This is a genomic window from Paenibacillus sp. 37, from assembly GCF_008386395.1.
GTDB lineage: Bacteria > Bacillota > Bacilli > Paenibacillales > Paenibacillaceae > Paenibacillus > Paenibacillus amylolyticus_B.
Window position 1 is genome coordinate 5,365,577 of record NZ_CP043761.1, and the last position, 16,607, is coordinate 5,382,183.

Sequence of the window (16,607 nt, forward strand, 5' to 3'; positions counted from 1 at the left end):
CCCTACATCTTTTGAAGGTTGATGATTGCTTCATCCAGATCTATTGCTCCACGTTCGATCTCATCGAACAGATTCTCAAGATCTGTATCCCGTTCCTCTTCGAAAGTTTCCTTATGAGGAGACTGGTGAGGCTTCTGCTTTTCTGTGGTGCTCATATAAGTAGTTAGTCTGGAGATACTTGGATATTCAAACAGATCGGTCAGTATGAGTTTTCCAGGGTAAGTTTTGTCCAATTTCAAGAAAATCTGCTTAATCATAATAGAGTCTGCACCGAGTTCGAAAAAGCTGTCATGTACATTCATCTCTTTAATGCCTAAATATGGTCCAACTATATTCGCAATAGTCCGGTCCATCTCCACGGAAGGTTCCAATTCAAGTTCATACTCTTCCGCTCGGATCTGAACAGTAGAAGCGGATTCCTTCTTCATTGATATTTGCTTTGCACTCTCCGGTTTTCTCATCAATTTTTGTAACCTTTGTCCGATGTTGGCATCAAGATGAAAGTGGTAGTTATTCAAAATGTTTAAATAGGGTGAATTCCAGTTCATTTCCCCCACCAGCAGACGGTCGGTCTGTTTTCCCATTATTTCGAACAATCGATCCAATGCCCACTCTTTGGGCATCGCTTTGAATAAGGTGTCAAAATCAAACCCGGCTCTGGAAGCCATGCCTACCTCTTTCCAGGTAGTCCAATTCAGCGTTATTGTACGCATCCCTTTGCGGTTCCGCATCGGGGCATAGGCATCCTGATATGCATTCGCGGCGGCATAAGCAGCCTGTCCAGTAGAACCAAATAACGTAGCGACGGACGAGAACATGACTAGAAAATCTGGCTGATCTTCGGCTGTTAACTGATCCAGCAGAGGAGTCCCCTTCACTTTCGGAGCCAGCATTGCTGTAAACTCTTCCTCAGTCATCTGGTCAGCTTGTTGTGTACTCCCAACGCCTGCTGCATGGATGATGCCACGTATACATCCAAATCGACTTCTTAATTGATCAATGGCATGACTTAACTGATCTGGATCGGCAACATCAGCTCCAAGATACATCATCTGTCCGGCCCGTTTCTCCATATCAAGCAACCGAAGAAGCTTACTTTTTAGATCTGGTGAAGTATTTTTTGCATTTAGAATGATGTCCCAATTGTGACGTTTGGGCAGTGGCGTTCTTGCAATTAAAGCCAGATTCATACGTCCTAATGACAGTAAGCGTTCAGCAATCTCCATCCCCAGACCACCAAGTCCACCTGTAATAATATATACGCCGTCTTCTTTCCAGTTCATCTCAGCATCAGGCATGGAACAGACATCAGCAGGTGCGAATTCAGCTTGATATGCTTGTCCTTTTCTAATCGCCAAAGACTTCTTCTCCAACGGCCCCAAAATGTAACGCATATACTGAGAGGTATCCCAATCTTGGTCAACATCTATACAGAAGCATTCGAGATTCTGAATCTCACGCTGTACCGTCTGTCCGAAAGCCAGCATCGCCGAATTCTCCGGATACAGAACTTTCTCATCACCGGTCACTTCATTAGCAAAGCTTGTCACCAAAATCATCTCAACCGGCTCTGCAATGACGTGTGAGCATGCCTTGGTAAGTCTCCATACAGACATAAGACCTTTGCCCAGCCTGTTTTCCTTAGTTTCTACATGGTCAAGTGATGCTATATGCACGATCCGATAGGGCCCTCCAAAGGACACTTCCTGCAAAAGTTTGATGTAATCACTCTCGTTATTTCGAATTACATATGTCTGTGCATCCTGTTGAAGGTAAGATGTTCCCAATATCACTTCGATAACTGCTACTCCAGCTTCACGAATTTGGTTCACCAACTGGGTTGCATGTAGCTGCGTATCATCTCGTATTAATAAAACACGTTCAACATTATGGATGCTGGATGAGTTAGTCTTTCCGATCTCGCTCCAAGGCTTCCATGACAATGAATAATACATCGCTTCTTCCTCAGTCTGTACCGAATTATCGGTATTAGTATCGATCCAGCACTTACTCTCCTCAAATGAATATGTGGGCAAGCTCAACTTGTTATAGGTCACATCTGGATAGATTCTTGACCAATTGATTTGAGCTCCACCTTGATAATGTGTGCACAACTCCTCTAGCACGGTTGCTCTATCGTATCCTTCGATATGCCACTTCGTGATAAGTTCTTCCGAAGTGAATATCTGATTACTTTTCCTGAATGTATCTTGTTCATATTTACCGGTCTTGGGTTCTGCAAGAAAGGCGTTTAAATGCTGCAGCAATTGATCCAACGAACTGACCACCCACACCGCTCGGTGTGCATGATGCTGTCTTCCAGTAGCTGCTGTGCAGCATACATCCCTCACATCGGCCTTCGGGTTCTCATTGATCCACTTCACATATGATTGCACCTGACGGGAGAGATTTCCGGATGATACACTTGAGATCAAAAAGGGATAATGGTCATCGCGCACCAATTCCACTGATATGTTCGGAGCTTCTTCCAGTACGACATGGCAATTGGTGCCGCTTAACCCAAATGAACTGACTCCACATCTTCGAGGAGTGGCCGCTCCTTCCCACTCTCTTGAAATGACATTGACATAGACTGGTGATTTATCAAATTCAAATTTTGGGTTTGGCTTATTAAAATGAAGTGTAGAGGGAATACGCTTGGATCTGAGTGCCATAATCGCCTTCAACAGACCCGCTAACCCTGCACTGTCGTACAAATGGCCCACATTGGACTTAACCGATCCTATCGCACAGAATTGTTTTTTGTCCGTAAATCTGCGAAAAGCCGATTGGATTCCTTCCAGTTCAATCGGGTCCCCAATGAGCGTACCTGTTCCATGTGCTTCCAAATAGGAAAGACTCTCTGGATGAATTCCAGCATCACGCCAAGCATGCGTCAGTACTTTTTCATGAGCTACCGCATTGGGCGTTGTGATCCCTGCCGAATACCCATTCTGATTCACGGCTGTGCCTTTTATGACTGCATACACATGATCATGATCCCGCAATGCCTGTTCCACAGGTTTTAGTACAACACTTACTACACCCTCACCCATTCCCGATCCATCCGCATCTTCATCAAAGGTTCTTGTTGTCCCATCACTGGATTCAATACCGATTTTGTAATACTCTTTATCCAGTGGAATCATATTCAGCCTGATCCCTCCAGCGATAGCCATATCACAACTTCCTTCACGTAACGCACGTACTGCCATATCCAGAGCAACCAGCGAAGAGGAACATGCTGTGTCTACAACCATAGCCGGCCCCGTCAGATTAAGTAGATACGCAATTCTTGCAGGAATGATGGACGAAAGATTACCTACGGTGGCGATTGGTAACATGTCCGGACTTAATTCCTCGACCATCTGTTTGTACTTGTAACCTTCTTGATCTCCGATTACACCCACGTACACCCCTGTTGAACTTCCAGCCAAACGGTCACCACCATAACCTGCATCCTCAACCGCACGCCATACCGTTTGCAAAAACAATCGTTGGACCGGACTCATCAGCTTGGCTTCCTGTGCACTCATACGGAAGAAGGAATAATCAAATTCATCGATTTCGTCCAGATAAGCTCCGTTCAAATAACGTACATGCTCCAATGAACCTTGCTTGTGAAGCAAGTATTGATCCAACTGGCCCTTTCGATGCTTGGGCAATTCACGTATACAATCAATTCCATAATCAAGCATCTTCCAAAATTCATCCAGCGACTCTCCGGTCGGCAACTTCGCACCGATACCTATAACAGCTATATCATGTCTATTATCCGTTGTTATATCCAGTTCAATAGCAGTGTCCTGGTCATCTTCTTCCCATTGCTCTCTGTCGAACAACTGATCAAGCATGGCCGTCCCCCTATGAAATTTCATTTCATTTCCGGTTGTACCAATAGTTGAAGTCCTCTCACATAATTGGCAATAAGACGTTTCACACGGCTCTGTTTTAATTTACGTCCATTAAAACGACAATTGCACTGCAGAATATCATCACCTTCGTCAGACACTAGGATAATCAGATCGTAATAGTTCAGTATATCGTCCGATGCCTTGAACAGATGCTGTTCACCATATAAAGGAATAATTGCCCACTCCGTGCTGCTTGTTCTGATCTGGCTCATCTGCTCGACAGGAAACGCTCGATCCGAAGGCATGGTTATGATCTGTTGATGAACATTTTGAAAGAGCTCTTTCATTGTCTTGTATTGATCGAAATTCAATCGTACAGGTGTGATCATTCTCGCTGTACCATAGGATATGTGCATATCAATAGAGGGTTGTTCTGACAAAGTGTGTAACAAGTAAGCATACATAGCTGATGCCAATACATGAATACTGATCGCTTCAGATTGTGCAATCAGTCGCATATCCTGTACCAATGAAGCTGGGAGAGTGAATTGATACGACAAGGCTTCGTAACCTCGATCCGTATGGAAGAAGCTCCGATCCATCCGTACAGGCTCCAGTTCCACTCTGTCTTGTCTGATCAGATTCCCCCATGAGACAATAGAGGTATGTGAATACAAGCTGGAAATTGCCATTTTGCCTGGAAATGCTTCATCGATTGCCTGATGAATCTGCGTTACTTTTAGCGAATCGAATCCAGCTTCAGCCAGGTTATCCGTTACTCCGACATTCCTAAGTCCCGCTACGGACTCAACAATCTCAATCAGCTTTTGTTCGATATGATCACGAGCTGGTTGTACTTCTTTGATCTCATGCTTATGACTTAACATGCTCTGAATGGATTGTTCCATTTCACTAAATTCTCCTGCTTCGTACCGCTCCTGAAGCCTGTAACGTTGAAATTTTCCACTCGTCGTTTTAGGAATTTGCTTAATGGGTAGCACGGACTTGAGTTCAATCCCCATCCGCTGTTGAATATGTGCTTTTGCTTCTCCAACTCTTGGAATAAAAGATGGCAAGTCCTTTTTATACAGTACAAACATTACAACGCTTTCCGATCCTGTAAGTGGATTGTAGACACCACATACAGCGACTTTCCCCAGATCAAATTGCTCCAGTTCCTCCGTTACACGTTCAATATCATGCGGATATACGTTTTGACCATTGATGAAGATAATGTCCTTGGTTCTGCCCGTAATGACTATTGCGCCATCATTCATAAATCCAATATCTCCAGTACGAATCCATCCATCGGCTGTACTTGCTTTTTCCGTAGCTGCCGCATTGTTGTAATAACCGCTTGTTACACTCAATCCTTTAATTTGAATACTGCCCAGCACCAATTCCTCGACCGGCTTATCATCATCATCACATATTCGTACATCACAGTATTGAACCGGCTTGCCTACTTCGACAAAAGAAACAGCATGTTCCGAGCCCGGTTCAACTTCTATGAAGGGTTTCCCGGTCTCCAAATATCGTCTGTCCAGTACATAACAAGTCAAATCACCGACGTTACCAAAGGAAACACCAACGGTTGCTTCGGCCAAACCGTACGCCGTCAGCATTGTATTGGAGGCCAGTCCATAAGGACTCATCGCCTCCAAAAAATTGAAACATAGTGCCGGAGATATCGGCTCAGCACCGTTCATAATAAAACGTACCGAAGACAAATCCGTTGATGAAAAGGTTAGTGGATTATATGAATCCAGAAAATATTTATAAGCAAAATTTGGAGCATATAGTTGGGTGACACGGTGTTCAGAAGTTTTGGTTAACCATAATGTAGGGTGACGGATGAATAAGGAAGTCGGCATAATAAACTGTTGCAGACCTTGGAAGGTACTTGTAAGATGAAACGCAATCAGACCCATATCATGGGTCAGGGGTAACCAACTCAAAGAACGGTCATTAGAGGAGATTTGGGTTGCTATATTCATAGCTTGTATATTTATCATGACATTGCGGTGTGTAATTACTACACCCTTGGTTTGTCCTGTAGAACCTGAAGAAAATTGGATAAAGGCTATGTCATCCGGCTGGATGTTAGCTTCAATTCCCTCAACAATAGGTTCTTCTCGTACGTTCGAGATGCCCTGTACTATAAAGATTCGGGCATGCATTTCGCGGACAACCTCTTCCAATCCATTCTTCCGGGCAAACTTGTCCAAACTTTCCGTGAGATCCTGATCAGCAGCAATAAACGGATGGTTCAACGTTTTCCACACATTGTAAAGCTTCATTCTTTGCTCCTGATTTCCGCCTACGGTTATCGGAACCGGTATGATTTTTCCAAGCGTGCAAGCCCAAAAGGTGACAATAAACTCTTCTTCCGAATTCAGTTGGAAGATCAATTCATTACCCGGCTTCATCCCAAATGCCTGAAGTTCTCCTAACCGGATTTTGGCTGATTGCAGAAGGGATTGGTACGATACAACCTTTTCTTCTTTGCTGCCATTCAGAAAAGTAATACCTCTGTCTGTGACTGAACCAAGGGAGTTAAATAATTGAGCCAAGTTATCCATGCTCATAACTGGAACACACTCCTTGTCAACTAGATTACGTAAGGTTGCAGTTTTTCATTTATAATTCTCGTTGTTTCCTGAATATTTTCCTGGATATAGAAGTGTCCTCCATCCAATTTGACAATGTCACATTGTGAACCAGCGTACTTTTTCCATCCGATCAGATCGCTAGATTTCACTCGAGTATCGCTTCGGCCAGTTAACACAGTAATATCACTCTGAACCTTGAAAGGCTTAGGTTGAAAACGATAGAGTTCGACAATCCTGAAATCGGCTCTAAGTACAGGGGCAAATAACGAAAAGAGCTCTTTATTGGTAAAGACCTCATCCGACGTTCCACCCATGTTCTGAATCGTCTCTCTGAACTCTTCGTCTGGTAATGCGTGAATATTCTCATCCTTGAAAATATGGGGTGCACGATTGCCTGAAAGCATCATATGTTCAGGCAATTGTTTCGTTGACTGTGCAAGTCGGTAATATAGTTCGAGCGCCATCCAGCTTCCCATGCTATGTCCGAAAATAGCATAAGGCCCATGAATTAGCGAGGAAACCGCAGGGTAGATATCTTCAATCGCTTCTTCAAAGCTTTCATAGAACGGTTCTCCCACTCGAGCGCCTCTTCCTTTTAATTCGATCGGTATTACGTCAATAAAAGGGCTTAAAGATGATTTCCAGCGATGAAAAATCATGGCTGATCCACCTGCATGAGGCAAACAAAAAAGTTGAATTTTCTTCATTAGCCCTATCATTCCTCGTATTCTTATTTTTATCGTAATTTATCATTTTACGTAAAAAAATACAATATTTTCTGTGTTATTGAATACATTATGTAGATTGAATAGATAGGGGGAAATCTCCCTTGTTGCTTCTGAATTGATTGCGATGTTCGGTTGGACTTTTGCCCACTTTTTTCTTGTACATTGCACTAAATTGTGTACTAGAACTGTACCCTAACTTCGTCGTAATTTCAGAGATTGGAAGATCCGTCTTGGTTACGTACTCCTGTGCCTTATCCACCCGAATCTGCTGTAGGTACTTCAGTGGCGAAACATTGAAAACCTTAGAAAACAGATTACACAGATACACTGGATTATAACCAACCATATCCGCCAGAAATTGCAGAGTAATTGGCTGCTCATAATTGTTTTGGATATACTTGCATATCATGACCAAGTTCCGTTTGACCGAGTCCTCCCGATCCGTTTCCGGTCGCATCAAATTAGCCAGATTCGTTTGATAGTAACTGGAGTATACTTCAAGAAAATCTCTTTCAGCTATTTCGATGTCTTCTCTACTCTCTACCGTTCGGTTCAACAGACTTACAGCAAGATCATAGTGTTTACTACCATTCTCACTTAATATGTGACAGCTTGGCAGTCGCTCAAGCAGATCCGATCCAAAAATAATACCTCTCATTTTCAGAACAGGTTTATCGTAGTTTTGCAGTCTTATTTTATTTGCCAGCAGCACAGCCCCTGCCTTAACCTGCACCGTTTTGCTAAACACACTGATTTCCAAGGCATCCATAACCTCAAATATGGCAATCTGTCTTCTGAGAGACAAGTCAAATAGATGTTTTTTTTCACGGACGACCATATCATAAGAAACAACAGAACGTAGTTGGAAATCCATTATCGTTAACCTCCTGATTGTTTTTCGGACGGTTTTGACAAGTACGGTGTTATACATTCATTCCTAATCTTGATCTAAGTTGTGTTGAATTTTTTAAGCTGATTACGAATGTAATCCAATAAATCCTTTTTTTCCTCAGGTGGTATCCACTCCGTTAGTCTGGCTGCAGCAATGGGAAGAACCCATCGATGTATCTCGCGAATGTCCATGCCCGAGAGAGACAAGTAATACTCGATATACGTTTTACTCATCCTGCTTTTGATTATCTTCAGCAGAACTTTCATCATCAATGGAGCGCCTTTGGGCAAATTTCCGTATTTTAATAATACTAGCGTCCTTGCCACATCTGCTGCTGGACAGCCCGATGCGCCTGTCATCCAGTCTATGATCCAGGATTCTTTGCCTGTAATCACATTATTAGGATGGAAATCCCCATGACATAGAGATCTGCCTTCCGGCAAACTATGTACATAGTCCATAATCTGTTGTTTCTCAATGTCCGATAGATCTCTTGCGTTTGATATATTCTTCTCTAATACAGTCTTATGCTTTTGTTGAATCTGTTCACCCGATTGCTGGTGTATTTGATGATGAAGTGCTGCCATCTGCCTTGCTCTGCGCTCAATAGACCATGGTTTAATAATCATCTCTTCCAAAAGTGTCCTTCCACTGGCCAACTCAAATATGATACCTTTACGATTATTGATCGTCACCATATCGATTGTTTGTGGGCATTTAACTCCAAGTTCCAAAACGATTCGAGTATTATCAAACTCATGCTGAATCGCTTCCGCAGAGAAATCTTCTCTGAAAAGTTTCAAAATTGAAGTTTCACCATGTCTGAATATTTCCGCTGTCTGTCCCTGCCCAATCCGTTTCAATCCTAATCAACTCCGTATCTTTCCTAAATCAATTATGGTAAATCATCAAAGAACCTAATGATCAAGCCCTTTTTTCATAGCATAATGAATGATCCTGCCTAATGCAAAAAAAGGGCTCTTCCTTAGGTCCTGCAATGCAAAATCTAAACGTTTCGATTCGCGCTATCCTTAACTTTTTCTGCTTTATTTGAACGTCTCATTTCACGGCGGTGTGTTACAACCTCCTGTGTTGCGATTAAAATCTCATGCATTTGAGTCGTACCTTCGATAATTTCATTGATCCGGGCATCCCGATAATATCTCTCTACGGGATAGTCTCGATGGCAACCATTGGCACCATGAATCTGCACCGCATCACTGGCAACTTTGTTCACCATGGTTGAAGCAAAGTATTTGGCAGTCCAAGTTTCCATAATGCTCTCTGGATCACCCACATCTCTTAAATATCCTGCTCTGTAACACAGCATCCGTGCCGCTTTCATATTCACTGACATTTCAGTGATCATTTTTTGTATCATTTGATTCTCTCGTATAGCTCTTCCGAATTGGATTCTGGAATTGGCATAATGTACCGATGCATCCAGACATGCCTTGGCTAAACCTACACAGCCACAAGCGATCGTGTATCTTCCATAATCCAGACAAGGTAAAGCAACATGTGATAACCCTGTACCGACTTGACCCAGGAGGTTTTCCTTCGGAATACGACAAGAATCCATTTTCAGTTCAGCAATCATCGATGCTCTCGCTCCAAGCAACCCGCTCATAGGTTCAACGCTGAACCCAATGGAATCTCTCTCCACGATAAACGCTGTCGGCTTGTTCTCACATTGGGCAAGAATCAAAAATACGTCTGCGAGCTGCCCCATGGTTATCCATTTTTTATGACCGTTAAGTATGTATTCATCTCCGTCTAATACGGCCGTTGTTTCAATGCTTTTGGCATCGCTTCCAACACTCGGTTCTGTCAATCCGAATGAACCCAAAGTTGTTCCCGTAGCTAATGCAGGCAACCAGTACTGTCTTTGTTGCTCCGTTCCCCAACGCAAGATGGCTAAACCCACCATCCCCTGAACGGTTAACAAACTTCTTACAGAGGAGCACCCACGTCCAACCTCTTCGTTAAGAATCCCGATAGTGATATTGTCCAGTTCCATCCCGCCATATTCTTTTGGCAACATGGAGCCCAGATAACCAGCCTCTGTTATTTTCGCAAGGAGTTCCGGGTGAATTCGTTCTTCGCTGTCATTTAAACTAGCATATGGAATAATCTCGCTGTCTACAAAATCCTTGAATTGTTCCTGCCACATCAATTGCTCCGCATTCAGTTCAACTTTCATCACATATCACTCCTGATTTTGAGGTTATAAGTCCAATAAACGGAACTCGATGCTGTGATTGTCTGATATGAGCTTGTGTCGTCATTTTCCTTTTATGACTCATTGGGAATCTCATAATTGATGCACTTACGCAAACTGTCTTTCAAATGTTGCAATGTTGTGAAGTTCTCCAATTCAAGATACTCATCGTCCATCTCAATATTGAATTCGTTCTCCAAGGCAATGATCAGTTTGATAAATGAAATGGAGTTTAATCCAAGAACTCTTAAATCCTCATCTAACGCACCTACATCCAGCTTTTGTTCAGAAAACATTTCCACGACCTGATAGAAGTGAATATCAAACTGATCATAAGCCACAGGATATTCTTGCAAAAAAGATTCCTCCTCCATATGAGACATGTAATCTTTGAAAATCCATTTTTGTGACACCATTTCTGTGATGAGATTCTGTTCGAACGTTTGCCTAAGAGTATAGGAATCGGAACAAGAAAAGTCCTACATTTTGTAAATATTCCATATATTCTCTGACTTCGATACTATCATAATCTTCCTGAGTCAAGCAATCACTATTGCCATGTATTCACAAATATTTAATAGGTTTCCACCTTCGAGATGATATCCCTATCTTGCAACAAGGATTCATTCTCTCAAAGGTGCTTTGACATAAACACATCGACCTCATCTTCACTGTCCAATATAAATCCAAATCGTTCATACAATCGCCGAGCAGGGCTTCCCTGCAAAACATTTAAAATAATCCGTTTCCCCTGAACTTCATCCTGTTCCAGCAGCATGTTCAGTACCTGAGTTCCAATTCTTTGGCCTTGATAATCGGGATGTATATAGAAATGTTCCAATAGGTATGCCTCAGACTTGGGCTTCAACGCTACACAACCTACCATTAAACCCTTCACTTCAATAATCTGTGTCTGGGCAGGATTGAATGTATTCCGGAAACGTTCACGCACCTTCACATCATCGTACCTTCCCAGCCTGGTTAGATCATCGTACAGTACCAAGGCTCGCAAATCAGCGAGTTGCTCTTGGTCTGCCTGTACAGCTTGACGCATTGTTATTGGGTTCATTTGTTGAATTCCTTTCCATTAGAGACACGTTAATTTTTGAATGTCTTATCGCACTTTAGGGGTAGAACACTAAAAATCATACCTTTGGCAGCTCACTTGAGCAACATCGGATTTTAGAATGCACTATTTTTTTCAAACCTATTAAACTCCTCAAAAAATAAAAAAGCCCAAAAAGGACGGTGCAGTCTTGCTTATACAAATAAGCGAACCCGCAGCCATCCCTTCTGGGATGTAGATTATTATAGAAAACTAGGAAACATGTGAAGCTTTTGCTGCATGTTGCAATGCTTCCAGTCCCAATGCTAGCGCACCACACAAACCTGCATGCTGGCCCAATCCGGGCTGGACGATATATTGGTCAATATGTTGTGTGATTGGGGCTGCATTCACATAACCATTGAGATTCCGCACTACCTGCTCCCGGATCATAGGAAACAGATGATCTTGCTGCATCACACCACCGCCCAAGATGATTTTCTGCGGCGAATGAAGCAAGATGGCCGTAGTAATCGACTCCGCAATGTAAAAGGATTCGATCTCCCACGCCGGATGATCTGCCGGCAGTTCACTGCCAGGGATCTGCCAGCGAGCTTCAATGGCTGGACCTGCTGCCATTCCCTCCAGGCAATCGCCATGATACGGGCATAATCCGGCAAAGTGATCGTCTGGATGGCGTCTTGTGCGAATATGTCCACCCTCGGGATGTAACAATCCGTGTACTCGTTGGCCCCCTGCCACAAGTCCGACACCAACTCCTGTGCCAATCGTGTAATATACACAGTTATCCAGCCCTTGCGCCGCTCCCCACGTCACTTCACCGAGCGCGGCAGCATTCACATCCGTATCCCATCCAAAAGGAACCGGAAATTCATGCTTCAAGGTTCCAATCACATTACAGTTTCCCCACCCAGGCTTAGGTGTGGTCGTAATATAACCATAGGTGGGACTATCCGGTTGCAGATCAATCGGACCAAAGGAGCCAATCCCCATAGCTTCCACATCTTTATCCCTGAAATAGTCGATTACCTTGGCAAGAGTGGTCTCCGGATGTTCTGTTGGAAAGCTGATCCGATCTTCAATCTGTCCATGCTCATTACCTACACCACATACAAACTTCGTTCCGCCCGCTTCTATAGCTCCAATACGCATCGTTTTGGGCTCCTTTCCTTCATTACAATTAACCTTTAGCCTTGGTTGATGATATCTCATAGATATGAAGTGAAGAGAAGACCAGATCAGTATTTTCCGCATGAGCAGAGATGCCTTGGCAATCCGCATCCGGATAGATCAGATCCGTAATAACGGCCTGACCATCATTTGCAAATACCTCCACAGATGAATGATCTACAAAGATACGCAAACTTTGATTCGCATTTACATCTTTTAACTCAGCTGTATGGCGGCTCAGGAAATGTTCATGAAAATCGCCGATACCCGATCCACTACGATCGATATATACTTCCCCTCGGTTGGCGTCTACACCAACGAGCGTTTTCTTACCAGCTCCGCTTCTTAAGGCAAAATGGAACGACTGATCTGGAGTCCACTCTGCATGGATCTCATAGTTCACTAGTTGCAAAGCGTTCAACTGCTCACTCACTTGCCTAATCGAAGCATCCTGTAGGGACAATAATGGCGTACGGGCTTGATCAAGTTCACGCGCAGGACGTTGAATCAGTATTACTTCTCCGGCTCTTGTCTCCAGTGACAGCTCCCGCGCAATGGTCATTGCTCCACGATAATCATTGGTTGGCGTCTGATTGGCATACATCCAGTTGCTCATCCACCCCATGAACAAGCGTCTGCCGTCTTCAGCCGGAATGTCAGACCAACTAACTCCCGCGTAGTTATCCCGGCCATGATCAATCCAGCGAATCGCATGGGATGCTTCATCTGGGACAAATGTACTTCCATCAAAATTTCCGGTAAAATATTGTGTTCTGGAGCCTTCAATAAAAGCAGGATCTGCACCGATGCTAACGAGCATCACCCATTTCACCTGCTCTGAGCTTCCATCCACTGCAAGCGGGAACAGGTCCGGGCATTCCCACACACCATCGTGTGAACCGATCCCTTCGCCAAATTCACTTCCTAGTGTCCAATCCTTCAGATTGGGAGATCGGTACAGACATACCGTTTGACCACAAGCGATAATCATAATCCATTCCTTGGTCTGCTCATGCCAGAACACTTTGGGATCACGGAAATCAACAAAGGACTCATGCGTTAATACCGGATTACCCTCGTATTTAGTCCAGGTTCTGCCATTGTCTTTGCTATACGCCAGACTCTGACGCTGAATAGGATGCTCATTTGGTACTTCCAAATGATGTGTAAAAATAGCAACCAACCCCGGCTCATCTTCGAAGAATCCGGAAGTATTATTCCAATCCACCACCGCACTGCCGGAGAAGATCATGCCATGTTCATCCGGTGCCAGAGCTACAGGAAGTTCCTCCCAAGTGATGAGATCTCGGGTTACCGCGTGACCCCAATGCATCGGCCCCCATGTCGTACCAAACGGATGATACTGATAGAACAAGTGATACTCCCCATTGAAAAACACCATGCCGTTCGGGTCGTTCATCCACTTCTCTTTCGGTGAAAAATGGTATTCATTTCTGTAATCTTGTTTAAGAATTGTTGACATTATGGTTTCTCCTCCGTACTTTTCTTTATTTGTTATTACGGTCATATCCCGCTTGTTTAATCTGTAGCCATTCTTGCAACCCAAGGCGATCCAGCTCTTTCAAGTAAGCATCCCATTCCTGATCTATTTTCCCGTTCTGATACCATTCTGTACGCAGACGTAACACGTAAGCGAAGAGATCGGTCTCAATCGTGGACAATCGATCCAGTTCATCAATGGAGAAGAACACACTTGGATATACGTTCTCCGCTTTCATATGTGGAACCATTACCTTGTCGAGAAGTTCCATCCGCCAAGCCGCATCTTCCGGTTTGGTTGTGTATTTGTCATAATAACTGTCGAGTATGGCCAATGGTCCTGCGATACTGGTTTTTTGTCTGAGTTCCACAGGTGCAGATCCTTCCAATGGAAGATGCTTCAGCATGCCTTTGGCTTCATCGAATTCAAAAATATTTTGCTGACTCTCATCTCCATAGGTACCCCAGTTGTTCTGCACAGATTGCAGCGGATCGTACAGTTGGTCTACCCACTTCGCTGTGGATTCCAGGTTTTTATTGCTGCTGGTAATGACCATGCGACCACGATCAAGCCCAATTCCGTTTGTTCTTGTGACATTGACCTCTCCGTTAGGCCCGGCAACCGGAGGCAGAACATCATACGTATCATTCATGCCTGTAATGTTAGCCTTATCCCATGTGAAGTACATGCCGTACTTGTTATCCTTGCCTTTCGCAAGATACGTGTTCCAATCCTGCTGGTATGATTCGACATCCACGAGACCTTCCTGAACCAACTCATGAATGTATTTAACTGCTTCCTTGTAGCCTTCATCAGCTGCCGTGAAGACCACTTTCCCATCATTGGTCACCACGGTATGATCCCAGTTCTCTCCGAGTCCAAATGCCGCAAAGAGAAATGTCAGATCTTCGCCCCCCGGTTTGTTAATGAAAGATAACGGAATTTCGTCTGCCTTACCGTTGCCGTTTGGATCTTGAGTTTTGAACGCGATCAATACTTCTTTCAGCTCTTCGGTTGTTGTTGGCATCTTCAGTCCAAGCTTGTTCAACCATTCCACATTAATCCAGGGCAAGTTATCCACTGCCTGAATCCGTTGTTTGCCACTTCCGAGTTCTTCAATCCATGGGAATGAATAGATATGTCCGTCTGGAGCCGTGATCATGCTCTTGTATTCGGGAGCTTCCTCCAGCACCTTTTTCAGATTGGGCATGTGTTGTTCAATCATGTCCTCAAGTGGAATGATCGCCCCGTCTTTCGCCAGTTTCAGGAGATCATAATCCCCGTAACCTGCATCAAAAATGGCATCCGGCAAATCACCGCTGGCAACCGCCAGATTTCTTTTTTCTGCAAACACATCACTCGTATAGTTCTTCCAGTTGATATGCACATTGGTTTTCTCTTCGAGTCGCTTGTTAATCAGCTTGTCGTTTGGATCAGCGGGAGCCAGCGGAGAGCTCTGTGTTATAAAGTTCAATGTCACCTTGCCATCAGGGGATTGCGCCTCACTTGCCGCGCCGCCTCCACCCCCGCCACAGGCGGTTAAAAAGAGCATTGCAGATAACATGGAAATGGATGCCGTTGTAACGGCTTTTCTCGACTTGTTCACTTTTTTCATAATAATGACCTCCATGAGTTGGATTGGATCAACTTACTGTATCGCAGGCTGTTCACTATTTGAGGGAACCGACCATGACACCTTTTTCGAAATACTTCTGGAAGAACGGGTACATGATGATGAGTGGCAGACTCGAAATGACAATCGCTGAGTATTTAATCATCTCGGAGAGCCGTTTCAGTTCTGCCATCGCGAGTTGATCACTGATCATGCCCGGTGCAGCCTGATTCTGAATCAGAATGGAACGCAGAACGAGCTGTAACGGATGCAGGTTCGGATTATCGAGATAGATCATTGCATCAAAATAGGAATTCCATTGCCCAACGAACGCATAGAGGGCGAGTACAAATATGATCGGTTTCGACAACGGTATGACGATCTGGAAGAAAATTTTCATTTCAGAGGCGCCATCCACGTTTGCAGCTTCTTTCAGTTCTCGAGGGACTCCTTTGAAAAAGGTTCTGGAGAGAATGATGTTCCAGACGTTAACGGCTCCAGGGATAATGATCGCCCACACCGTATCAAGCATGCCCAGATTACGTATGAGTAGATAAGTAGGGATTAATCCCCCGCCGAAGAACATCGTAATGATAAAGATAATCATGAAAAATCCACGTCCCGCGAGCCTATCATCCGACAATGCATAACCTGCAAATATGGATACGGTCACGGTGATCAGTGCAAAGGAAACCGAGTACAATACCGCATTTGCAAACCCCCGGATCATGGCTGGATTGGACAAAATCATCTGATATCCGTCCAGACTCCAGTCCGATACATTAAAGGACAGTCCACGATTCAGTAGCACCGTGGGGTCCATGAATGAGGCGATAACAATATAAATCAGGGGAACAACCACAACCAGTACAGCACAGGTGAGAAAGATGGCATTAAGTGTGAGGATCAATCGATCCATTCCCGTGTGTTTAACAACCATGGATAATACTC

At 44.0% G+C, this 16,607-nt stretch carries 12 protein-coding genes; all 12 read right to left on the reverse strand.

The window, feature by feature from the left end; all coding sequences use genetic code 11:
- Positions 1–2 precede the first annotated feature (2 nt).
- Entirely contained in the window at positions 3–3,854 is a 3,852-nt protein-coding gene (locus F0220_RS22935; RefSeq protein WP_181155578.1) for an SDR family NAD(P)-dependent oxidoreductase, read from the reverse strand.
- A 20-nt stretch (positions 3,855–3,874) separates the two neighbouring features.
- Positions 3,875–6,442: a non-ribosomal peptide synthetase gene (locus F0220_RS22940; RefSeq protein WP_105601710.1), complete on the reverse strand. Its 2,568-nt coding sequence runs from the start codon at positions 6,440–6,442 to the stop codon at positions 3,875–3,877.
- Between the two features lie 23 nt (positions 6,443–6,465).
- Complete coding sequence (locus F0220_RS22945; RefSeq protein ID WP_167483659.1) at positions 6,466–7,173, reverse strand: thioesterase II family protein; 708 nt, start codon at positions 7,171–7,173, stop codon at positions 6,466–6,468.
- An 88-nt stretch (positions 7,174–7,261) separates the two neighbouring features.
- Positions 7,262–8,068, reverse strand: a complete 807-nt coding sequence (locus F0220_RS22950; protein ID WP_181155579.1) for a helix-turn-helix domain-containing protein — start codon at positions 8,066–8,068, stop codon at positions 7,262–7,264.
- A gap of 74 nt (positions 8,069–8,142) precedes the next feature.
- Complete coding sequence (locus F0220_RS22955) at positions 8,143–8,949, reverse strand: phosphotransferase family protein (protein ID WP_105601713.1); 807 nt, start codon at positions 8,947–8,949, stop codon at positions 8,143–8,145.
- A 143-nt stretch (positions 8,950–9,092) separates the two neighbouring features.
- Entirely contained in the window at positions 9,093–10,289 is a 1,197-nt protein-coding gene (locus F0220_RS22960) for an acyl-CoA dehydrogenase family protein (protein ID WP_047843977.1), read from the reverse strand.
- A gap of 92 nt (positions 10,290–10,381) precedes the next feature.
- Positions 10,382–10,663, reverse strand: a complete 282-nt coding sequence (locus F0220_RS22965) for an acyl carrier protein (RefSeq protein WP_165790030.1) — start codon at positions 10,661–10,663, stop codon at positions 10,382–10,384.
- 275 nt (positions 10,664–10,938) lie between these two features.
- Positions 10,939–11,376 (reverse strand): GNAT family N-acetyltransferase, encoded by a 438-nt coding sequence (locus F0220_RS22970; RefSeq protein ID WP_105601715.1) that lies wholly within the window; start codon positions 11,374–11,376, stop codon positions 10,939–10,941.
- Positions 11,377–11,625: 249 nt separating this feature from the next.
- The gene (locus F0220_RS22975; protein WP_105601716.1) at positions 11,626–12,525 is read right to left on the reverse strand and encodes an ROK family protein; all 900 of its coding nucleotides are present in this window, start codon (positions 12,523–12,525) and stop codon (positions 11,626–11,628) included.
- A 28-nt stretch (positions 12,526–12,553) separates the two neighbouring features.
- Positions 12,554–14,026, reverse strand: coding sequence for a glycoside hydrolase family 32 protein (locus F0220_RS22980; RefSeq protein WP_091020283.1), 1,473 nt, complete (start codon positions 14,024–14,026; stop codon positions 12,554–12,556).
- A gap of 25 nt (positions 14,027–14,051) precedes the next feature.
- The gene (locus F0220_RS22985) at positions 14,052–15,659 is read right to left on the reverse strand and encodes an ABC transporter substrate-binding protein (protein ID WP_017686933.1); all 1,608 of its coding nucleotides are present in this window, start codon (positions 15,657–15,659) and stop codon (positions 14,052–14,054) included.
- Positions 15,660–15,714: 55 nt separating this feature from the next.
- Entirely contained in the window at positions 15,715–16,596 is an 882-nt protein-coding gene (locus F0220_RS22990) for a carbohydrate ABC transporter permease (RefSeq protein ID WP_036617174.1), read from the reverse strand.
- Positions 16,597–16,607: the final 11 nt, after the last annotated feature.